At 61.2% G+C, this 21,738-nt stretch carries 14 protein-coding genes; 6 read left to right on the forward strand and 8 right to left on the reverse strand.

The window, feature by feature from the left end:
• The first annotated feature begins 47 nt into the window (after window positions 1-47).
• On the forward strand, window positions 48-3,758 hold the full coding sequence (gene metH, locus NE357_RS15470; RefSeq protein ID WP_169430604.1) for a methionine synthase: 3,711 nt from the start codon (window positions 48-50) through the stop codon (window positions 3,756-3,758).
• 100 nt (window positions 3,759-3,858) lie between these two features.
• On the forward strand, window positions 3,859-4,077 hold the full coding sequence (locus NE357_RS15475; protein ID WP_065257810.1) for a DUF2970 domain-containing protein: 219 nt from the start codon (window positions 3,859-3,861) through the stop codon (window positions 4,075-4,077).
• 6 nt (window positions 4,078-4,083) lie between these two features.
• Here NE357_RS15475 and NE357_RS15480 read toward each other — a convergent pair whose 3' ends face one another.
• On the reverse strand, window positions 4,084-5,157 hold the full coding sequence (locus NE357_RS15480) for an ABC transporter substrate-binding protein (protein ID WP_169430605.1): 1,074 nt from the start codon (window positions 5,155-5,157) through the stop codon (window positions 4,084-4,086).
• A gap of 525 nt (window positions 5,158-5,682) precedes the next feature.
• Here NE357_RS15480 and NE357_RS15485 point away from each other — a divergent pair.
• Both NE357_RS15485 and NE357_RS15490 read left to right on the forward strand, forming a co-directional pair.
• Window positions 5,683-7,341, forward strand: a complete 1,659-nt coding sequence (locus tag NE357_RS15485; protein WP_169430606.1) for a nitrite/sulfite reductase — start codon at window positions 5,683-5,685, stop codon at window positions 7,339-7,341.
• Window positions 7,325-7,819: a DUF934 domain-containing protein gene (locus tag NE357_RS15490; protein WP_169430607.1), complete on the forward strand. Its 495-nt coding sequence runs from the start codon at window positions 7,325-7,327 to the stop codon at window positions 7,817-7,819. Before NE357_RS15485 ends, NE357_RS15490 begins: the two co-directional genes overlap by 17 nt.
• 55 nt (window positions 7,820-7,874) lie before the next feature.
• Here the strand turns inward: NE357_RS15490 and sohB are convergent, their stop codons facing one another.
• Window positions 7,875-8,897: a protease SohB gene (sohB, locus tag NE357_RS15495; protein ID WP_169430608.1), complete on the reverse strand. Its 1,023-nt coding sequence runs from the start codon at window positions 8,895-8,897 to the stop codon at window positions 7,875-7,877.
• A 207-nt stretch (window positions 8,898-9,104) separates the two neighbouring features.
• Between sohB and NE357_RS15500 the strand changes: the two genes are divergently transcribed.
• Together NE357_RS15500 and NE357_RS15505 are read left to right on the forward strand one after the other, a co-directional pair.
• On the forward strand, window positions 9,105-9,815 hold the full coding sequence (locus NE357_RS15500) for a histidine phosphatase family protein (RefSeq protein ID WP_169430609.1): 711 nt from the start codon (window positions 9,105-9,107) through the stop codon (window positions 9,813-9,815).
• Between the two features lie 48 nt (window positions 9,816-9,863).
• Window positions 9,864-10,181 carry an SCP2 sterol-binding domain-containing protein gene (locus tag NE357_RS15505; RefSeq protein WP_007959502.1) on the forward strand — a complete coding sequence of 106 codons (318 nt, stop codon included), beginning with the start codon at window positions 9,864-9,866 and terminating at the stop codon, window positions 10,179-10,181.
• Between the two features lie 52 nt (window positions 10,182-10,233).
• Here the strand turns inward: NE357_RS15505 and NE357_RS15510 are convergent, their stop codons facing one another.
• From NE357_RS15510 to NE357_RS15535, 6 genes are all read right to left on the reverse strand, one after another.
• Window positions 10,234-11,817 (reverse strand): ABC transporter ATP-binding protein, encoded by a 1,584-nt coding sequence (locus tag NE357_RS15510; protein ID WP_169430610.1) that lies wholly within the window; start codon window positions 11,815-11,817, stop codon window positions 10,234-10,236.
• 1 nt (window position 11,818) lies between these two features.
• Entirely contained in the window at window positions 11,819-12,841 is a 1,023-nt protein-coding gene (locus NE357_RS15515) for an ABC transporter permease (RefSeq protein WP_169430611.1), read from the reverse strand.
• Window positions 12,841-13,905 carry a microcin C ABC transporter permease YejB gene (locus NE357_RS15520; RefSeq protein ID WP_169430612.1) on the reverse strand — a complete coding sequence of 355 codons (1,065 nt, stop codon included), beginning with the start codon at window positions 13,903-13,905 and terminating at the stop codon, window positions 12,841-12,843. Before NE357_RS15520 ends, NE357_RS15515 begins: the two co-directional genes overlap by 1 nt.
• On the reverse strand, window positions 13,892-15,742 hold the full coding sequence (locus NE357_RS15525) for an extracellular solute-binding protein (RefSeq protein WP_169430613.1): 1,851 nt from the start codon (window positions 15,740-15,742) through the stop codon (window positions 13,892-13,894). The genes NE357_RS15520 and NE357_RS15525 overlap by 14 nt, the downstream gene beginning before the upstream one ends.
• Before the next feature lie 229 nt (window positions 15,743-15,971).
• Window positions 15,972-18,626 (reverse strand): TonB-dependent receptor, encoded by a 2,655-nt coding sequence (locus NE357_RS15530; RefSeq protein WP_169430614.1) that lies wholly within the window; start codon window positions 18,624-18,626, stop codon window positions 15,972-15,974.
• Between the two features lie 144 nt (window positions 18,627-18,770).
• Window positions 18,771-21,689: a TonB-dependent receptor gene (locus NE357_RS15535; RefSeq protein ID WP_169430615.1), complete on the reverse strand. Its 2,919-nt coding sequence runs from the start codon at window positions 21,687-21,689 to the stop codon at window positions 18,771-18,773.
• Window positions 21,690-21,738 lie beyond the last annotated feature (49 nt).

A 21,738-nucleotide genomic window follows, 5' to 3' on the forward strand; every position in this document is an offset into this window, starting at 1 on the left:
TTGTTATGATCCGGCCCCTTAGTCATGGTCTTTTTCGAGTAGCCCCAATGTCCGATCGCAGCGTCCGCCTTCAAGCTCTCAAGCAAGCTCTCAAAGAGCGCATCCTGATTCTCGACGGCGGCATGGGCACGATGATCCAGAGCTACAAGCTCGAAGAGCAGGATTATCGCGGCAAACGCTTCGCCGACTGGCCGAGCGACGTCAAGGGCAACAATGACCTTCTGGTCATTACCCGTCCCGACGTGATCGGCGGCATCGAGAAAGCCTACCTGGATGCCGGTGCCGACATCCTCGAGACCAACACCTTCAACGCCACCCAGATCTCCATGGCCGACTACGGCATGGAAGAACTGGTCTACGAACTCAACGTAGAGGGCGCCCGTCTGGCGCGCAAGGTCGCCGACGCGAAAACCCTCGAGACCCCGGACAAGCCGCGTTTCGTCGCCGGCGTGCTCGGCCCGACCAGCCGCACCTGCTCGCTGTCGCCGGACGTCAACAACCCGGGCTATCGCAACGTCACCTTCGATGAGCTGGTGGAAAACTACACCGAGGCCACCAAAGGCCTGATCGAGGGCGGCGCCGACCTGATCCTGATCGAAACCATCTTCGACACCCTCAACGCCAAAGCCGCGATTTTCGCCGTGCAAGGCGTGTTCGAAGAACTGGGCTTCGAATTGCCGATCATGATTTCCGGCACCATCACCGACGCCTCCGGCCGTACCCTGTCGGGCCAGACCACCGAAGCGTTCTGGAACTCCGTGGCTCACGCCAAACCGATTTCCGTCGGCCTGAACTGCGCCCTCGGCGCCCGCGAGCTGCGTCCGTACCTGGAAGAGCTGTCGGACAAGGCCAGCACCCACGTATCCGCCCACCCGAACGCCGGCCTGCCGAACGAATTCGGCGAGTACGACGAACTGCCGGTGGACACCGCCAAAGTCATCGAAGAATTCGCCCAGAGCGGTTTCCTCAACATCGTCGGCGGTTGCTGCGGCACCACCCCGGGCCACATCGAAGCCATCGCCAAAGCCGTCGCCGGCTACGCGCCACGGCAGATTCCGGACATTCCCAAGGCTTGCCGCCTGTCGGGCCTGGAGCCGTTCACCATTGATCGCAGCTCGCTGTTCGTCAACGTCGGCGAGCGGACCAACATCACCGGCTCCGCGAAATTCGCCCGCCTGATCCGTGAAGACAACTACACCGAAGCCCTGGAAGTCGCCCTGCAGCAGGTCGAGGCCGGTGCCCAGGTGATCGACATCAACATGGACGAAGGGATGCTCGATTCGAAGAAGGCCATGGTGACCTTCCTCAATCTGATTGCCGGCGAGCCGGACATTTCCCGCGTACCGATCATGATCGACTCCTCGAAATGGGACGTGATCGAAGCCGGCCTCAAGTGCATTCAGGGCAAGGGCATCGTCAACTCGATCAGCATGAAAGAAGGCGTCGAGCAGTTCATCCACCACGCCAAACTGTGCAAGCGCTACGGCGCCGCCGTGGTGGTGATGGCGTTCGACGAAGCCGGCCAGGCCGATACCGAAGCGCGCAAGAAAGAAATCTGCAAACGCTCCTACGACATTCTGGTCAACGAAGTCGGCTTCCCGCCGGAAGACATCATCTTCGACCCGAACATCTTCGCCGTGGCCACCGGCATCGAAGAACACAACAACTACGCTGTGGACTTCATCAACGCCTGTGCCTACATCCGTGACGAGCTGCCGTATGCCCTGAGTTCCGGCGGCGTGTCCAACGTGTCGTTCTCGTTCCGCGGCAACAACCCGGTGCGTGAAGCGATCCACTCGGTGTTCCTGCTGTACGCGATCCGCGCCGGCCTGACCATGGGTATCGTCAACGCCGGTCAGCTGGAAATCTACGACCAGATCCCGCAGGAACTGCGCGATGCCGTTGAAGACGTGATCCTCAACCGGACGCCGGAAGGCACCGACGCCCTCCTCGCCATCGCCGACAAGTACAAGGGCGACGGCAGCGTCAAGGAAGCCGAGACCGAAGAATGGCGCGGCTGGGACGTCAACAAGCGTCTGGAGCATGCGCTGGTCAAGGGCATCACCACCCACATCGTCGAAGACACCGAAGAATCCCGTCAGTCGTTCGCTCGCCCGATCGAAGTGATCGAAGGTCCGCTGATGTCCGGCATGAACATCGTTGGCGACCTGTTCGGCGCCGGCAAAATGTTCCTGCCGCAAGTGGTTAAATCCGCCCGCGTGATGAAGCAGGCCGTGGCCCACCTGATCCCGTTCATCGAACTGGAAAAAGGCGACAAGCCGGAAGCCAAGGGCAAGATCCTCATGGCCACGGTAAAAGGTGACGTGCACGACATCGGCAAGAACATCGTCGGCGTGGTGCTGGGTTGCAACGGCTACGACATCGTCGACCTTGGCGTGATGGTGCCGGCAGAGAAGATCCTGCAGGTGGCCAAGGAGCAGAAATGCGACATCATCGGCCTGTCCGGCCTGATCACCCCGTCGCTGGATGAGATGGTCCACGTGGCCCGCGAGATGCAGCGTCAGGACTTCCACCTTCCGCTGATGATCGGCGGCGCGACTACCTCCAAAGCGCACACGGCGGTGAAGATCGAGCCCAAGTACAGCAACGACGCGGTGGTGTATGTCACCGACGCCTCCCGCGCCGTGGGCGTGGCGACGCAGCTGCTGTCCAAGGAACTGAAAGCCGGTTTCGTCCAGAAGACCCGCGAAGAGTACATCGACGTCCGCGAGCGCACCGCCAACCGCAGCGCCCGCACCGAGCGCTTGAGCTATGCCGCCGCGATCGCCAAGAAACCGCAGTTCGACTGGGCCTCTTACACGCCGGTCAAACCAACCTTCACCGGCACCCGTGTGCTGGACAACATCGACCTCAACGTTCTCGCCGAGTACATCGACTGGACGCCGTTCTTCATCTCCTGGGACCTGGCCGGCAAGTTCCCGCGCATCCTCGAAGACGAAGTGGTCGGTGAAGCCGCCACCTCGCTGTACAAGGACGCCCGCGAGATGCTGACCAAGCTGATCGACGAGAAGCTGATCAGCGCCCGTGCCGTGTTCGGCTTCTGGCCGGCCAATCAGGTGCACGACGACGATATCGAACTGTACGGCGATGACGGCAAGCCATTGGCCCGCCTGCACCACCTGCGCCAGCAGATCATCAAGACCGACGGCAAGCCGAACTTCTCCCTGGCCGACTTCGTTGCGCCGAAGGACAGCGAAGTGACCGACTACGTCGGTGGTTTCATCACCACCGCCGGGATCGGCGCCGAAGAAGTGGCCAAGGCCTATCAGGACGCTGGCGACGACTACAACTCGATCATGGTCAAAGCCCTGGCCGACCGTCTGGCTGAAGCCTGCGCCGAGTGGCTGCACCAGCAGGTGCGTAAAGAGCACTGGGGTTACGCCAAGGATGAAGCCCTCGACAACGAGGCGCTGATCAAAGAGCAATACTCCGGCATCCGCCCGGCCCCAGGCTACCCGGCGTGTCCGGATCACACCGAGAAGGCCACGCTGTTCGCCCTGCTCGACCCTGAGGCCCAGGAAATGCGCGCCGGCCGCAGCGGCGTGTTCCTGACCGAGCACTACGCGATGTTCCCGGCGGCAGCGGTCAGCGGCTGGTACTTCGCCCATCCGCAGGCGCAATACTTCGCCGTGGGCAAGGTCGACAAGGATCAGGTGCAGAGCTACACCTCGCGCAAAGGCCAGGAACTGAGCCTGACCGAGCGCTGGCTGGCGCCTAACCTGGGTTACGACAACTAAGCAGAAGCCTGATCAAAAGACCGCAGCCTGCCCCGCAGGCTGCGGTCTTTTTTCATGGGTTGACTATGCTTGTCTGACACACACGGCAGACGAGGGATTTATGGACGATCCAGTCGACAACAAGCCACCCACCTTCTGGCAGATGCTGCACAGCGTCATGGCGGCGGCGTTCGGGGTGCAAAGTGGCAAGAACCGGGCAAGGGACTTCACCCATGGAAAGCCCAGCCACTTCATCTTCCTGGGCATTGCGTTCACGGCAGTGTTCGCCCTGACGCTGTTTGGCATCGTGCAACTGGTGGTGCATCTGGCAGGCGCTTGACCGGGCTCAGTGCATCAGGGTTTGAAAATCGAACGGGTAGCGGTACGAGGCCGGGCGGCCTTTCGCCGAGAGCTTGCGAAAGTGCACGCCGTAGTCCGGCAACGCGCCCATGGCCAGCATTCGGCGGGCATGCTCCTTGTCGATCAATTGCAACAAGGGAATCTGCCGGTCGCGACCACCGTACTGGTTCAAGTCGACACCCTGCGCATGATCGTGCACCTCTACCAACGCCCAGCCACCGAGAGTGAAATGGCCGCCGAGCAAGGCGCTCAAACGCCCGTCGACCAAGGCCTGCAACGCTGCGGGCGACGTATTGACCGCGCTGAACAGAACGTCTTTGCCAGGCACTTTCCCGATTTCTGAGACCGCTCGCATCGCACCGAAGGCCATTTCGTCGTTCGCGGCCCACACCAATGAGATCCCGGGGTAACGAACGAGCAACTGACGGGCCTGCTCATAGGCCCGCTGCTGCGTCCAGCCGCCGTAGACCAGTTGCCGCAAACGGACTTCAGGGTGCTCGGCCAGCGCCCGTTGCATGCCTTTCTCGCGCAACTGTGATGAGGGGGTGATCTTCAGGCCGGAGAACGCCAGCAATTCGATGCTGCTGCCGGGGGCGACAGGTGGATGCAGACGAATCAACTCCTTCATCAACAGATAACCGCCCTCCTCGTCATTGGGCACGAGGCTGCCGATCCGGTCGGCCCGGTCCCCGACCAGCGCTTGCTGATTGGGGGTCAGCGAGGTATTGACGATAAACAGCTTCACTCCGCTATGGTTGGCCATGCGCAGGATCTGTGGCGCGATGTATTGCTCATTGGCGAACATCAGGTAATCGGGGCGATCGGGCCCCTGCAGGGCTGTCCGCGCCTGGGCCAGGGTCAGCTCGGGCTGGCGCTCTGAATAGAGAATGCGCAGGTCGACTCCCAGATCCCGGGCGGCAGCCTGCATGAATTGCGAATAGCTGACCCAGAACGCTTCATGGGTGGAGCCCGGATTCAAAAACAACACAGATTCCGCCCGCGCGCCGGTCCCGAAGGCCAGGCTCAGCAACAGCAGACTGATGTGGAGAAACTTGAACATGAAGCATCCGGGCCCCGGAAAAAATGGCCGCGCATTATAGCCATTCAATCGCCGGCCATTAGCGCCTGATCCCGTTTTTTGTCCGACAATCGTCGGAAACGGGCCCGGAGAGGTCGTTTTATTGATGACTGACCCAGAACACCGCTGTGCCCACGACCAGAATGATCAGGAACAGAATGGCCCACGCATCGACACTGCTATCGCTTTTCCTTGCCTTGGTTGGATTGCTCATTGCATCGCCTCTTGTCGGTTTTATCGGTGATTGCAGAAAGACTCGACCACAGTTAAGACGATGATTGTCCGCACGACAAATGTGGGTTAGTTGACACTCGTTCCTGTTAGGCGATTTGGTTCTTTACATATACTCAAACATCACTTTTGCGCATAACTGCAAACGGGTATATTGCCCCGGCTCCATTAAGGAGTGCGCGGCCGTGCGCGCGTAATTGCCGAGGCACCATCGGACTCCAGCAAGCGAAAACGCAGCGTTTTCCGAGTAGCCCAAAGCCTGAGAACAGGACTTATATGTACGTATACGACGAGTACGATCAGCGGATCATCGAGGACCGCGTCAAGCAGTTCCGTGATCAGACCCGACGCTATCTGGCAGGTGAGCTGAGCGAAGAAGAATTCCGCCCCCTGCGCCTGCAAAATGGCCTTTACATCCAGCGTTTCGCGCCGATGCTGCGGGTGGCGGTGCCTTACGGCCAACTGACCTCGCGTCAGGTGCGCATGATGGCGAAGATTGCCCGCGACTACGACAAGGGCTACGCCCACATCAGTACCCGCCAGAACGTGCAGTTCAACTGGCCGGCAGTCGAAGACATCCCGGACATCCTCGCGGAACTGGCCACCGTGCAGATGCACGCGATCCAGACCAGCGGTAACTGCCTGCGCAACGTCACCACCGACCAGTTCGCCGGTGTGGCGTTCGATGAGCTGATCGACCCGCGGCCATGGTGCGAAATCGTTCGTCAGTGGACCACGTTCCACCCGGAATTCGCCTACCTGCCGCGCAAATTCAAGATCGCCGTCAACGGCTCGACCTCCGACCGTGCCGCCATCGAAGTCCACGACATCGGACTTGAACCGGTGCACAACGCCGCTGGCGAGCTGGGCTTCCGCGTTCTGGTCGGTGGCGGTCTGGGCCGTACTCCGGTCGTTGGCGCGTTCATCAACGAGTTCCTGCCATGGCAGGACCTGTTGAGCTACCTCGACGCGATCCTGCGGGTCTACAACCGCTACGGCCGTCGCGACAACAAATACAAGGCGCGGATCAAGATCCTCGTAAAAGCGCTGACTCCAGAAGTCTTCGCGCAGAAAGTCGATGCCGAGATGGAACACCTGCGCGGCGGCCAGACCACGCTGACCGAAGCCGAAGTTCATCGCGTCGCCAAACACTTCGTCGACCCGGACTACAAGGCGCTGAGCAATCATGACGCCGAACTGGCCGCCCTCGACAAGGAACACCCGGGCTTCGCCCGCTGGCGCACCCGCAACACTCTGGCGCACAAGAAGCCGGGCTACGTGGCCGTGACCCTGTCCCTGAAGCCGACCGGCGTTGCACCGGGCGACATCACCGACAAGCAGCTCGATGCCGTCGCCGATCTGGCGGACCGCTACAGCTTCGGTCAACTGCGCACCTCCCACGAGCAGAACATCATTCTGGCCGATGTCGAGCAGAGCCAGTTGTTCACCCTGTGGGGCGAGTTGCGTGAAGGCGGTTTCGCCACGCCGAACATCGGCCTGCTGACCGACATCATCTGCTGCCCTGGCGGTGATTTCTGCTCCCTGGCCAACGCCAAGTCGATCCCGATCGCCGAATCGATCCAGCGCCGTTTCGATGATCTGGACTACCTGTTCGACATCGGTGAACTGGACCTGAACATCTCCGGCTGCATGAACGCCTGCGGTCACCACCACGTCGGCCACATCGGTATCCTCGGGGTGGACAAGAAAGGTGAAGAGTTCTATCAGGTCTCCCTCGGCGGCAGCGCCAGCCGTGATGCGAGCCTGGGCAAGATCCTCGGCCCGTCTTTCGCTCAGGAAGACATGCCGGACGTGATCTCCAAACTGATCGACGTGTACGTGGAACAGCGCACCGAAGACGAGCGCTTCATCGACACCTACCAGCGTATTGGCATCGACCTCTTCAAGGAACGCGTCTATGCAGCGAATCATTAAGAACAACGAGGTCGTCGACGAAACCTGGCACCTGCTGCCCAAGGATTTCAACATCGACGAGATCAGCAACTGCGACGACCTGATCGTCCCGCTGCAGCTGTGGCGTGAACACAGCCGCATGCTCAAGGCCCGCGACGGTGGTCTGGGTGTGTGGCTGGACGCCGACGAAGAAGCCGAGGAAATCGGTGCCGACGTGGACCAGTTCCAGGTCATTGCCCTGAACTTCCCCGCGTTCACCGATGGCCGCAACTACTCCAACGCCCGCCTGCTGCGTGACCGTTACGGTTTCAAAGGCGAACTGCGAGCGATTGGCGACGTGCTGCGCGACCAGCTGTTCTACATGCGCCGCTGCGGTTTCGACGCCTTCGCCCTGCGCGCGGACAAAGACCCGTACGACGCCCTTGAAAGCCTCAAGGACTTCTCGGTGACCTATCAGGCCGCCACTGACGAACCGCTGCCGCTGTTCCGTCGCCGGTAAATCCCCGGGGCATAAAAAAACGCCGGTCATTCGACCGGCGTTTTTTATGCCCGCTTTACCAGAACCGTTGCTGGGTCAGCCGGCTCCACCAGCTCAGCAACACACGATCCAGCGAACCGCTGGCCGCCATGCCGATGCGCTCCTGCAGGCTTTTGCGCTCGGCGTAGTGCAGGTGATAGACCTCGGACTTTTTCGCCCGGTCCGCCAGGTACTCGTCACTGGTCTTGAGTTCGTCCACAAGTTGCTTGTCCAGCGCCGCGAGGCCGAGCCAGACTTCACCGGTGGCGACTTCGTCGATCGCCAGCTGCGGGCGATAACGGGCAACGAAGTTCTTGAACAACTGATGGGTGATGTCCAGGTCTTCCTGGAATTTCTCCCGGCCCTTCTCGGTGTTTTCGCCAAACACGGTCAGGGTGCGTTTGTATTCGCCGGCTGTCAGCACTTCAAAATCGATATCATGCTTTTTCAGCAGGCGATTGACATTCGGCAACTGCGCAACCACGCCGATGGAACCAAGAATGGCGAACGGTGCGCTGATGATCTTCTCGCCAATGCACGCCATCATGTAGCCGCCGCTGGCCGCCACCTTGTCGATGCACACGGTCAACGGCACGCCGGCTTCACGGATACGCGCCAGTTGCGACGACGCCAGGCCGTAGCTGTGCACCATACCGCCACCGCTTTCCAGACGCAGGACCACTTCGTCCTTGGGTGTGGCAAGCGTCAGCAACGCGGTGATTTCATGGCGCAGGCTCTCGGTGGCGGACGCCTTGATGTCACCATCGAAATCCAGCACGAACACCCGGGATTTGCTTTCGGGATTCTTCTTCTGTTTCTTCTCGGATTTGGCCTCGCCCTTGCGCAGGGCCTTGAGCTGATCCTTGTCGAGCAGGCTTTGCTCCAGGCGTTCACGCAAGCCTTTATAGAAATCGTTGAGCTTGCTGACCTGCAACTGGCCCGCGGCTTTGCGCCGGCCCTTGCTGCGCAACGCTGCAAAACTCGCCAGCACCACCAAAATGGCGATGACCAGTGTGACGGTCTTGGCCAGGAAACTGGCGTATTCAGTCAAAAACTCCACAGTGACTCCTTCAAACGATGCGCGGTCGTGAAACACACGCGGGAATTGGCTCCAGCATACCCATGCACCGGCCGGTCGGCCAGCCGTGAAACCTCTGGCAACAAGGCTGGAACGGGCATTTCAAACAAGCGTATGTTTTTTCATTGACAGCTCACCGTCATCCCCATAACCTCGCCACAACCTTCAACGTACCGGGATGACGCGGACGTGGGCAGCATCTACTTGATTCGACATGGCCAGGCCTCCTTTGGTGCAGACGACTATGACGTCCTGTCGCCGACCGGTGTTCGCCAGGCAGAAATCCTCGGCCGTCACCTGGCCGAACTCGGAATCAGCTTCGACCGCTGCCTGTCGGGCGATCTGCGTCGTCAGCAGCACACGGCCAACAGCGCGCTGGAACAATTCGCGGCTGTCGGCCTGCCGGTTCCGGTTCTGGAAATCGATTCAGCCTTCAACGAATTCGACGCCGACGCCGTGATCCGCGCCCTGCTGCCGGCCATGCTGCCCGAAGAACCCGAAGCACTGGAGATTCTGCGCAACGCCGCACAGAACCGTGGCGAATTCCAGCGCATTTTCGCGCTGATCATCGAGCGCTGGCTCGCCGGCACCTACGACACACCCGGCCTGGAAAGCTGGCTGGGTTTCGTCGAGCGGGTCCAGGCCGGTCTGCACCGAATACTCGAACAAGCCGACAACACCCAGAAAATCGCGGTGTTCACTTCCGGCGGCACAATCACCGCCCTGCTCCACCTCATCACTCAAATACCTGCGCGACAGGCCTTTGAACTGAACTGGCAAATCGTCAACACCTCGCTCAACCAGCTGAAGTTTCGCGGTCGCGAGGTGGCGCTGGCTTCCTTCAACAGTCATGCACATCTGCAACTGCTGAAGGCCCCGGAACTCATCACGTTTCGCTGAGTCCGGATTACTGTGACCCTGCTGCAATCAACCAAAAAGGATCGAACCATGACCTCCGTAGCTGATGCCGTAAAAGCAATGCAAGCCAAGTTCAACCCAGCCGCCGCTGCCGGTCTGGATCTGGTCTTCGGTTTCAACATCACTGACGAAGACAAGCAATACGCCCTGATCGTCAAAGACGGCACCTGCGACATCCAGGAAGGCGAAAACCCGGACGCCAACTGCACGCTGGTGCTGGACAGCGAAACCCTCAAAGGCATCGTCAGCGGTGAAACCGACGGCATGCAGGCCTTCATGGGCGGCAAGCTGCGCGTTGAAGGCGACATGATGCTGTCGATGAAACTGTCCGAGCTGTTCCCGGCGTAAGTCGGCAGCCAGACTGCGAACAAATCCCGCCCCTGTGGCGGGATTTGTCGTTTCAGGCACTCGAACCGGCAAACGACGCTGCCAGCAACTCCTGTGTATACGGATGCCGCGCCGAGCCGAACAACTTGTCCGTTTCCCCTCGCTCCACCACCTCGCCGTCCTTCATCACGATCAGATCGTGGGCCAGTGCCCGCACCACCGCCAGGTCATGACTGATGAACAGATAGGTCAGGCCGTGCTCCTCCTGCAATCGCCGCAACAGTGCGACGATCTGTTTCTGCACCGTGCGATCCAGCGCCGAGGTCGGCTCGTCCAGCAGGATCAGATCCGGCTTGAGTACCAGCGCCCGGGCGATAGCGATGCGTTGCCGCTGCCCGCCGGAAAACTCGTGGGGATAGCGATGGCGTGTCGCCGGATCGAGGCCCACGTCGCGCAAGACATCGATCACGGCCTGTTCGCGCTCCCGCACGTTCAAGTCACTGTGCACCTGCAAGCCCTCGGCGATGATCTGCTCCACGCACAAACGCGGACTGAGGCTGCCGAACGGATCCTGAAACACCACTTGCAGACGCTTGCGCAACGGCCGCAATTGTTTGCCGCTCAAGCCCTCCAGCGCCTCGCCTGCGAAGCGGATGCTGCCCTGGGAGTCGATCAGCCGCAGAATCGCCTGACCCAGCGTGGACTTGCCCGAACCGGACTCACCGACAATGCCCAGCGTCTTGCCCCGCTGCAGGTTCAGGTTGATGCCATTGACCGCGTGCAGATACGCCTTGGCCCGCAGCCATCCGCCACCCAGTGGAAAACGCACCTTCAAATCACGAACCTCGAGCAAATCCTCCGCGGCATCACGGCACAGTGCCGCGCCACCAGGTTCGGCGTTGAGCAACTCGATGCTGTAGGGATGCTGCGGTGCGCGGAACAATTGCTCGCAGCTTGCCTGTTCGACGATTTCGCCCGCGCGCATCACCGCCACTCGCTGGGCGATGGTGCGCACCAGATTCAGGTCGTGACTGATGATCAACAGTGCCATGCCCAACCGCTGTTGCAGTTCCTTGAGCAGCAACAGAATCTTGCGTTGCACCGTGACATCGAGGGCTGTGGTCGGCTCATCGGCGATCAGCAATTGCGGCTCGCAGGCCAGCGCCATGGCGATCATCACCCGCTGCCGCTGCCCGCCGGAGAGCTGATGCGGATACGCCTTCAGCCGTTCGCGCGGACGTTGAATGCCGACCAGTTCCAACAGTTCCAGAATCCGTTTGCGCGCCGCCGCGCCCGCCAGGCCTTTGTGCAGCGCCAGGCTTTCGCCGAGTTGCCGCTCGATGCTGTGCAACGGGTTGAGCGAACTCATCGGCTCCTGAAAAATCATCGCGATGCGGTTGCCGCGCAGTTGCCGCAAATAACGCTCGTGCACACCCAGCAACTCTTCACCGCCATAACGAATGCTGCCGTCGATCTGCGTGATGTTCGGGTCCAGCAGTTGCAGAATGCTGTGGGCCGTCACCGACTTGCCGGAACCGGACTCGCCCACCAGCGCCAGGCACTCTCCCGGGCAAATGTCGAGGTCGATGCCGTGCACCACTTCCTGCCCTTTGAACGCCACTCGCAGGTCGCGTATTTCGATCAAATGTTCACGCATATCAAGTCCTGGGGTCGAAGGCATCACGGCAGGCTTCGCCGATGAAGACGAGCAATGAAAGAATCAGCGCGAGCGCAAAGAACGCCGTCAGGCCCAGCCACGGCGCTTGCAGATTGTTCTTTCCCTGACCGATCAGTTCGCCCAGCGAAGCACTGCCGGCGGGCATGCCGAAGCCGAGAAAATCCAGCGCCGACAACGTGGCAATTGCCCCGGTCAGAATGAACGGCAAGTACGTCAACGTCGCACTCATGGCATTGGGCAGAATGTGTCGCACGATCACCTGCGCATCGCCGACGCCCAGCGCCCGCGCTGCCTTCACGTACTCCAGGCCCCGGCTGCGCAGGAACTCGGCGCGCACCACGTCCACCAGACTCAGCCAGGAAAACAGCGCCATGATCCCCAGCAACCACCAGAAATTCGGCTCGACGAATCCGGACAGAATGATCAGCAGATACAACACCGGCAGCCCCGACCAGACCTCCAGCAAACGCTGCCCGATCAGATCGACCCAGGCGCCGTAATAACCTTGCAGGGCACCGGCTGCGATACCGATCAGCGCACTCGCGGCGGTCAATGACAAGGCAAACAGCAACGAAACCCGCGTACCAAAGATCACCCGTGCCAGCACATCCCGCGCCTGATCGTCGGTGCCCAGCCAGTTTTCGCCGGAAGGCGGGCTTGGTGCCGGTTGGGTCAGGTCGTAATTGACCGTGTCGAAACCGAACGGGATCGGCGCAAACCACATCCGTCCGCCCTGCCCCTCGATCAGTTCACGCACCTGGGCACTGCGGTAGTCGGGCTGGAACGGCAGCTCGCCACCGAAATCCTGCTCGGTGTAGCGCTTGAACGCCGGGAAATACCACTCGCCCTGATACGTCACCAGCAACGGTTTGTCGTTGGCGACCAGCTCGCCGCCCAGGCTCAGGCCGAACAGTGCGAGAAACAGCCACAACGACCACCAGCCGCGCCGATGAGCCTTGAACCGCGCCCAGCGGCGCTGCCCGATGGGAGAAAGTGTCAGCATCAGGCTGCCCTCGCGGAAAAGTCGATACGCGGATCGACCAGCGTGTAACACAGGTCGCCCAGCAGTTTTATCAAGAGCCCGAACAGAGTGAAGATGAACAGCGAACCGAACACCACCGGGTAATCCCGCGACACCGCTGCTTCGTAACTCAGGCGGCCGAGGCCGTCGAGGGAGAAAATCACTTCGATCAAGAGCGAACCACCGAAAAACACCGTGACCAATGCCTGAGGCAATCCAGCCACCACCAACAGCATCGCGTTGCGAAACACATGCCCGTACAGCACCTGCCGCTCACTCAGGCCCTTGGCCCGGGCGGTGACCACGTACAGCCGCGAGATCTCGTTGAGAAAACTGTTTTTGGTCAGGATCGTCAGCGTCGCGAATCCGCCGATTACCAGCGCGCTGACTGGCAGCACCAGATGCCAGAAGTAGTCCGCCACCTTGCCCCACAGCGACAGCTCGGCGAAGTTGTCCGAGACCAGCCCGCGTACCGGAAACCAGTCCAGCGCCGTACCGCCGGCAAACACCACGATCAGCAGCAGCGCAAACAGAAACCCCGGCATCGCATAGCCGATGATGATCGCCGCGCTGCTCCAGACATCGAACGCCGAGCCATTGTGCACCGCCTTGCGGATGCCCAGCGGAATCGACACCAGATAAGTGATCAGCGTCGCCCACAAACCCAGCGACAGGGTCACCGGCAGCTTCTGCCAGATCAGTTCGGTCACCGACGCGCCTCGAAAAAAACTCTTGCCGAAGTCCAGTTGCGCGTAGCTCTTGAGCATCAGCCACAGACGCTCACCGGCACCTTTGTCGAACCCGTACTGGCGCTCGATCTCGGCCACCAGTTTCGGGTCCAGGCCACGGGTGGCGCGGGACTCACCGCCAATGGTTTCGACATGACTGGCACCCACCGCGGCACCGACACCAATCCCCTGCAATCGAGCGATGGCCTGCTCGACCGGGCCACCGGGCGCAGCCTGCACGATCACGAAGTTCACCAGCAGAATTGCCAGCAAGGTCGGCACGATCAGCAGCAGACGCCGCAGGCTATAACCCCACATGGGCGTACTCCTTTTGCTGTTGCTGCATCTGCGTCGAGGTCAGCGCGGTCGGGCTGATTTCCCACCAGGTGTCGAGTCCGGCGTCGTACAGCGGCGCAATGGCCGGGCGACCGAAACGGTTCCACCACACCGTGGAGATGCCCGGTGGGTAATAGTTGGGAATCCAGTAATAGCCCCACTGCAACACCCGATCCAGAGCATGGGCGTGGCGCAGAAGACTTTCGCGATTGTCGGCCTGCACCACGCCTTCGAGCAGCGCATCCACCGCCGGGTCGCGCAGCACCATGTAGTTGTTGGAGCCCGGATCATCGGCACCCTCGGAACCGAAATAGTTGAACAGCTCGCGCCCCGGCGCCTGACTGACCGGGTAACCGACGACAATCATGTCGTAGTCGCGGCTGCGCACGCGGTTGGTGTATTGCGCGGTGTCGACCTGACGAATATCGAAGCCGATACCGATCTGCGCCAGGTTGCGCTTGAACGGCAGCAGCAGGCGTTCGAATCCTTTCTGGCCGTTGAGAAAGGTGAATTGCAGCGGCTCGCCGGCGGCATTCACCAATTGATCGCCACGGGGTTTCCAGCCGGCGGCCTCCAGCAATTTCAGCGCCTGCAACTGTTGCGCACGGATGTTGCCACTGCCATCAGTGCGCGGCGCTTCGAACACCTGGCTGAACACCTCATCGGGGATCTTGCCGCGCCACGGTTCGAGGATTTTCAGTTCTTCGGCATCCGGCAACTCGGTGGCCGACAACGCGCTATGGGAAAAGTAACTGCGCTGGCGCAGGTACAGGCTGCGCATCATCTGCCGGTTGCTCCATTCGAAATCCCAGAGCATGGCAATTGCCTGCCGCACCCGGCGATCCTGAAACATCGGTTTTTGCAGATTGAACACAAACCCCTGGGCGCCTTGCGCAGCACCGGGTGCGAGGTGTTCGCGCAGCAACTTGCCCTGCTCCAGCGCTGCGCCGGCATAACCGATGGTGTAACTGGTGGCGGAGAACTCGCGGTTGTAATCGAAGCCGCCGGCCTTGAGCACTTGTCGTGACACGTCAGTGTCGGCAAAGAACTCCACGCTCAATTGATCGAAGTTATAAAGCCCGCGAGTGATCGGCAGATCCCTGGCCCACCAGTCCTTGACCCGCTGGAATTTCACGCTGCGCCCGGCATCCACCGCGCTGACCCTGTACGGCCCGCTGCCCGGCGGAATCTCGAAGCCTGCGCCATCGGCGAAATTGCGTGTACGCCACCAATGCTCGGGCAACACCGGCAATGTCGCCAGATCCAGCGGCAAGGTTCGGCTCTCGTTGTTCTTGAACATGAAACGCACCTGGGTCGGCGACTCGACCTGCACCTCGGCGACATCACGAAACTGCTGGCGATACTTGAGGCTGCCCTGAGTGGTGAACAGCTCGAAGGTGTAACGCACGTCTTCGGCGGTGATCGGCGCGCCGTCCTCGAACCGTGCCTTGGGGTTGAGGTAAAAGCGCAGCCAGCGCCGGTCCGCGTCCAGCTCCATCCTCTGCGCGACCACACCGTAGACGCTGTAAGGCTCGTCCTTGCTGCGATAGGCCAGCGGCGCGTAGAGCCAGCCATCGATTTCGGCGACACCTGTGCCTTTGTCGATGTAGGGAATCAGGTGATCGAACGGACCGCTCTCCAGCGAAGAGCGGCGCAAGGTTCCACCCTTGGGCGCGTCGGGGTTGGCGTAAGCCAGGTGCTGGAAATCCGCGGCGTATTTCGGCGCTTCGCCGTAGACCGTGAGGGCGTGTTGGGGCGCGGCGAAAATGAGCGGGCTCGACAACACGAAGATGCTGAAAAGCATGAGTCTGGAGAGCATCGGAAAGATCCTGATAATTGGGCGCCTCCGATGGCCCCATCGCGAGCAGGCTCGCTCCCACAATGGTTCGCAATGAACACAAAACACCTGTGGGAGCGAGCCTGCTCGCGATAGGGCCAAAGCAGTCACCACACCTCCTGCCTACCTGTGATGTGCAACAGGCCGGCATTTTTTATAGGGCGAGATTTAGAACGATAAATAACTAAAACCCGCCCTTACCTAACCTTTCTCAGAACTTGTAATTGACCCGCGTGTACAACGTGCGGCCAAACGGGTCGCCATATTTCGGGTCGTAGCCGCTCTGGAACGTGTAGGTCTGATTGCTGAAGGGCGGCTCGCGGTCGAACAGGTTTTTCACCCCGAGGGTCACCGCCAGAGTCTTGCGCCAGGTGTAGGTGCCGGCCACGTCCCAGACGTTGTACGAACCGACGTAATCGTGAGTCTCGCGATCCGAGTCGTGGTAACCGCTGGTGTAGCGGTTGGTCAGGCTCGCGCCGAACGGGCCATGGCTCCAGCTGCCGGTCAGGCTGTGACGCCAGCGGGCCACCGCGCCGGCCGACGCGAAGTCACCCCCGCGAAAATCCCCGAGCTTGTCGATGAAATCGCCCTTGAGCTGCTGCTGATACTCATAACGGCTGACATAAGTCCCTTGCAGGCCGATGCCGAAGTCACCGAAGGACGTGCTTGGCAGGCGATAGTCGAAACTGACGTCGACGCCGTTGGTCTTGATCTTGCCGAGGTTGGCCAGACCGGTGACGACGTGATCGATAGAGCCGTCAGGCTTGCGGATCAAACGCTCCGGATACAGTTCCGGGTTCTCGAACACCGCGGATTCGGGGAATTCGGCGATCTGATTGGCGATGCTGATCCACCAGAAGTCCAGCCCGGTGGTCAGGCGATCAAACGGCTGATAAACAAAACCGAGGGTGACGTTGCGCGCGGTTTCCGGGCTAAGGTCAGTATTGCCGCCCGTGGTGCGGTTGAACTGCTGGGCGCAGTCGCGGTTGGCAATGCCGCCGTTGCTCGGATTGCCACCGGCACACAGGCGCGGGTCGTTGTAATTGGCGTTGGTGAAGGTGGTGAAGTTCGGGTTGTAGAGTTCGTACAGCGACGGCGCACGGAATCCTTCGCTGTAGGCGCCGCGCACCACCAGCTCCTTGAACGGCTGGAAGCGGAACGAGTATTTCGGATTGGTGGTGCTGCCGAAATCGCTGTACTTGTCGTGTCGCACGGCGGCGGACAATTCCAGGCTGTCGAACACCGGCACATTGACCTCGGCATATTGTGCCGAGACGCTGCGATCCCCTGACACACTGCCGTTCGGGTCGACGCCAAGGCTCTGCACATCCCCGGCAAATGCGGCGAAGTCCTGATGGAAATCTTCCTTGCGGTACTCGCCACCCAGCGCCAGCGCCGAAGGACCGGCGCCAAACCAGTCACCGATCTCGCGGCTGACACGGCCATCAATCGCCTTCACCCGGCCCACGGCGGTTGCGTAATCACCGTCCACAGCGTTGGCCGCCAGCAATGCTGAACCGGCAGCCGTCTGCGGACCGAACGGGTTGATCACGCCGTTGGCGATCCCCTGGCTGACGGCACGGTCGTTCACGTATCCGCCGCGAATCGTGTTGACCACTTTGTTCTGGTTGTACGACGCGCCGAGGTTGTAATCCCACCCGACCAGCGTGCCGTCGAAGCTCAACAGCAGGCGCTGACCGGTGTTGTCATCCTCATGCTGACGGGCGCCGACCGTCGTTTCGCGCCAGTTCACGTCCACCGGCTGCGTCGGGTCGAGGGCGAAACCGCTCGGCCCTGGCGTGATGCCGTTACCCGGATAGAACGCAGTGCCGGGATTGACCTGATTGCCCATCAAAGTGCCAGGGCCGATCTGCGTCCGGTTCTCGTTGCGCGCCCAAAAGTATTCGAGGCTGACGTTGTGATCGTCCGACAGCTTGCCAGTGGCCTTGGCGAACGCGGAGGTCTTCTCGGTTTCCGGCACCAGATCCAGGTAATTCCACAGGCTCTGACGGCAGATGCCGTTGCGCGACAGCAGCCCCGGCGCATTGCAACCGGAACCGGCCAATGGGTTGGTGGCGTTGCTGCCCTGGCTCCAGTTGGCGGGCGACGCTGTGCCCGAGGTGTAATCCAGACCGCGCCCCGGCTGATAGTTGTAGGTGTAGGCGCGATCATCGGCCGCAAGGCGCTGCTGCTTGTCGTAGCTCACGACGCCGAAGACGTTGAAGCGATCGTCCTGCAAATCACCGAAACCCCAGCTGCCGCTGAAGTTTCGGCTTTCACCGCCACCGGAATGAGTCGGCGTGTCGTAGCTGGTGCTGATCTGGCCTTCGGTGAGGCTGGTCTTGGTGATGAAGTTGATCACCCCACCGATGGCATCTGTGCCGTACAGCGCCGAGGCGCCGTCGCGCAGCACTTCCACCCGGTCGATGGCGGCGAACGGGATGGTGTTGAGGTCGACGCCGGAACCATTGATGGCGTTGGTCGCGTTGTTGCTCAGGCGTCGCCCGTTGAGCAGCACCAGGGTCTTGTTCGGGCCGATCCCGCGCAAGTCCGCATAAGACGCCCCGCCACTGCTCGACCCCACCGAGCGCCCGGAACCTACGGAAGACTGGTTGGCCGAGATACGGTTGACCAGCTCTTCAGTGGTGGTCACGCCCTGCTTCTGCAACTCCTCGACCCGCAGGATGGTGACCGGTACGGCGGTTTCGGCATCGACCCGGCGGATCGCGGTACCTGTGACTTCGACCCGCTGCAATTGGGTGGTCGGCTCGGTTGCCGTGCTGTCTGCAGCCACGGCCGGTAACGTGTTGATTGCCAGCAGCAAGGCCAGGCTTAAAGGGGATTTAACGGGTGAAAAATGGATCATGAACAGCCATCCCTGCGTTTTGGTTTATGCAGGGATGTGCGACGAGTGTCGGGGATTTATAGAGCCCGATTTAGACCGTTGAATGCTGACGTTATGCCAAAGCAGCGTGATGACAGGCTTCATGCAATCGCCAGGGAGGGCCGCTTATCCCCCAAAGTGATAACTCACATCCAGCCACCACTGTCGCCCGTACGGGTCGTAGTTGCCGGTCGGGTAATACGGCCAGCCTGCGGAGTCGTCATGCTTGACCTGATTGAGCACGTTGTTCACGGTCAGCCCGACGCTTGCCCGCTCGTTCAAGCGATAGCGCGCACTGGCGTTGAACACCGTCCACGGTGACAGACGCCCGTCGCCCGCGCCGTTGGTGACCGAGCCATAGCGAATGCCCATCAGGGTCGCTGTGGCCTTCTGGTAATCCCAGGTCAGGCTGGCGTTGACCTTGCTGCGCCAGTCGTAGTTGGTGCGCGAGGTGCGCCAATCCTGGGTCGGGGCTTCGTCCGATTCCTTGTAGTAATGCGAGAGCACCAGGGTGTAGCCCAGCGCCGAACTGAACGCACCGTACTGCCCGGCGCCCCAGCGAATGTTGCTCTTGAAGTCCAGGCCGCTGACCCGTTCGCTCGCCGCGTTGATCGCATTCACCCGTACCCGCTGCAACTGGTTGGGATCGATGGCGGCATTGCCGGGATTGCGATCGACACGAGCGAGAGTCGATTGGCAGTTCGCCGAGTTGATGTCCTGGATGCCATTGCGGCATTCGTTCTCTTGCTGCAACAGGCGGTTTTCGTCGACGGTGGTCAGCAGGTCATCGATCTCCACCCGCCAGAAGTCAGTGGAGAAATCGAAGTTGCGCGACGGCGACCAGACGAAACCGTAGGTCCAGGATTTGCCGCGTTCGGATTGCAGATCCGCCGTGCCGCTCTGGGTGTAATCGACCCGCCCGCGATCACACGCGCCCTCCACGCCCTGGCTGCAACCGTAATAGTCGATCTGCGCCGGGTAGTAACCGTTGCTGTCGGACTGATAGATGTAGTTCAGGTCCGGGGCGCGGAAACTGGTGCCGTAGCTGCCGCGCACCAGCAGGCTGGTCACCGGCCGCCATTCCAGGCCGAGGTTGTAGGTTTTCTGTTGTTCGGTGCGGCCGCTGAATTTGTATTGGTCCCAACGCCCTGCGGCTGTCGCCAGCACCGTGTCGGTGACCGGAATGCTGAATTCGCCACCGGCCGCGTATCGTTTGCGAGAGCCGCCGGAGCTTTGTGCCGGGGTCACGCCGTAGAAACTGCCGTCGTTGAGGCTGTCATCCGGGTCGATGCGGTATTCCTGTTTGCCCGCCTCCAGCACCCCGGCGAATCCCACCGGGCCGGCCGGCAGGTCAAACAGATCGCCATTGACCGAGGCGTTATAACTGGTGGATACCGACTTGCTGCTCTGGGTCAGATTGCCGCGAAACTGCTCCCACTCCTGGGTTGTCAGTGGCCGGTCGAGGCGCGAGGCATCCGGCGCGAACACCGGGTAGCCGCCACGGGTACCGAGCTGCGGTCCGAGGTAGAAATCCTGGATCGACGACAGCGGCGTGTAGCGTGTGGTGCGCACGCTTTTGTATTCCGAGCGATTGACCGCCAGATCATAGTGCCAGCCGGTGTCGGCGATTTTGTCCGAAAGCCCCAGCGTGCCGGTCCATGAGGTGTCGCGCCACTTGCTGTTGTTGCTGGTGCGCCCGCCGATTTCCTCTTCACCGAAACGCCGGTACCAGCGCTCCAGATTGCCGCTGTTCTGGTTGATGAAATCCGGCGAGGTGAAGCTCGGGCCGCGTGTGTTGTTCTGGATGTGATCGAGGCCGTACATCAGGTCGGCGAACACCTGGCCGCTGTCGCTGAAATGCCAGGTGCCACGGGTGTAGCCGTCGTAGTTTTCCTTTTGCGTCTGGATCGTCCAGTAATCGTTGTACATCTGGTCGGTGCGGCAGCGCCCGGCGCTGTTGAACAGCTTGTTGTCGAACGTGCCCTGATACGCGCCGCAGCCCGGTCCCAGGTAACGGTTGTTGGTCAGATCGCGACGGTAACCGACATCCGCCAGCGGCCCGCTCTGCATGAAGCCGCGATCATCGGCCCAGATCGGGTCGCGGTTGGTCAGCTCAAGCCCGAACAAGCCATCGAAGTCGCCCCAACTGCCGCCGCCGCTGATCTGCAACCGCTGGTTGTCGCCGCCGCCGCGCTCACTGGTGCCGCCCTTGAGGTTGACATCGACACCATTCATCTTGTCCTTGAGGATGATATTCACCACCCCGGCAATCGCATCCGAACCGTAGATCGCCGAGGCGCCGCTGCTGAGCACTTCAATGCGGTCGATGATCGCCGACGGAATGTTCGCAAGGTTGGTGAAGTTGACCTTGCCATCGTACGGCGTCGGGTAATCGGCGACCCGCCGGCCGTTGATCAGCACCAGCGTGTGGTTGGGGCCGAGGCCGCGCAGGTTGAGGGCGCTGGCGGCCGGCTGCCAGGTGTTGCCGTAGTCTTCGCCCTGGGTCATGCCGGTGTTCTGGGTTTGCGTGGCGAGCGCGTCGTAGACGTTCTTGTAGCCCCGCGCTTCCATTTCTTCGTGGGTGATGACGTTGACCGGCGTCGCCCCGTCGGACTGCGCCCGGGCGATCCGCGAGCCGGTGACCGTGACTTTTTCCATGCGGTAATCGGCGCTGCTGGCGGGCAGCTCGGCGGCGGCTTTCACGGGCACGGCGCTCGGCGCCTCGGCCTGACGAATGCTCAAACCCTGAGTGCCCTGCTCGACTTGCAGGCCGCTGCCGGATAACGCCTTTTCAACTGCTTGCCTGCCACCCAACGCACCCCGTACCGCACTGCTGCGCTTGCCCTGCACCAGATTCTGGCTGAAGGAAATCGGCACGCCGGTCTGACGCGAGATATCCAGCAGTACCTCGTCGAGCGCACCTGGGGCGATATCGAAACTGAACACCTGAGCGGCGTCTTGCGCCAGAACGGCGCAAGGAGCGATGCCCATCGCCAGCGCGGCGGCCAGCGTCAGGCGGGTTGATTGTTGTTTGAATGAGAACATCGAGGGGCTTCCCTGTTGAAGGCGTCTGCAGGGAATGAGCAGCGGGCCG

This window comes from Pseudomonas sp. G7(2022) (assembly GCF_052660475.1).

Bases quoted from the DNA above. Each gene is read 5' to 3' on its own strand.
- NE357_RS15505 (WP_007959502.1), top strand. From the start codon at position 9,864: ATGACCTCCGTAGCTGATGCCGTAAAAGCAATGCAAGCCAAGTTCAAC.
- metH (WP_169430604.1), top strand. From the start codon at position 48: ATGTCCGATCGCAGCGTCCGCCTTCAAGCTCTCAAGCAAGCTCTCAAA.
- NE357_RS15530 (WP_169430614.1), bottom strand. From the start codon at position 18,626: ATGATCCATTTTTCACCCGTTAAATCCCCTTTAAGCCTGGCCTTGCTG.
- NE357_RS15515 (WP_169430611.1), bottom strand. From the start codon at position 12,841: ATGCTGACACTTTCTCCCATCGGGCAGCGCCGCTGGGCGCGGTTCAAG.
- NE357_RS15480 (WP_169430605.1), bottom strand. From the start codon at position 5,157: ATGTTCAAGTTTCTCCACATCAGTCTGCTGTTGCTGAGCCTGGCCTTC.
- NE357_RS15525 (WP_169430613.1), bottom strand. From the start codon at position 15,742: ATGCTCTCCAGACTCATGCTTTTCAGCATCTTCGTGTTGTCGAGCCCG.
- NE357_RS15490 (WP_169430607.1), top strand. From the start codon at position 7,325: ATGCAGCGAATCATTAAGAACAACGAGGTCGTCGACGAAACCTGGCAC.
- NE357_RS15475 (WP_065257810.1), top strand. From the start codon at position 3,859: ATGGACGATCCAGTCGACAACAAGCCACCCACCTTCTGGCAGATGCTG.
- NE357_RS15535 (WP_169430615.1), bottom strand. From the start codon at position 21,689: ATGTTCTCATTCAAACAACAATCAACCCGCCTGACGCTGGCCGCCGCG.
- NE357_RS15485 (WP_169430606.1), top strand. From the start codon at position 5,683: ATGTACGTATACGACGAGTACGATCAGCGGATCATCGAGGACCGCGTC.
- NE357_RS15520 (WP_169430612.1), bottom strand. From the start codon at position 13,905: ATGTGGGGTTATAGCCTGCGGCGTCTGCTGCTGATCGTGCCGACCTTG.
- NE357_RS15510 (WP_169430610.1), bottom strand. From the start codon at position 11,817: ATGCGTGAACATTTGATCGAAATACGCGACCTGCGAGTGGCGTTCAAA.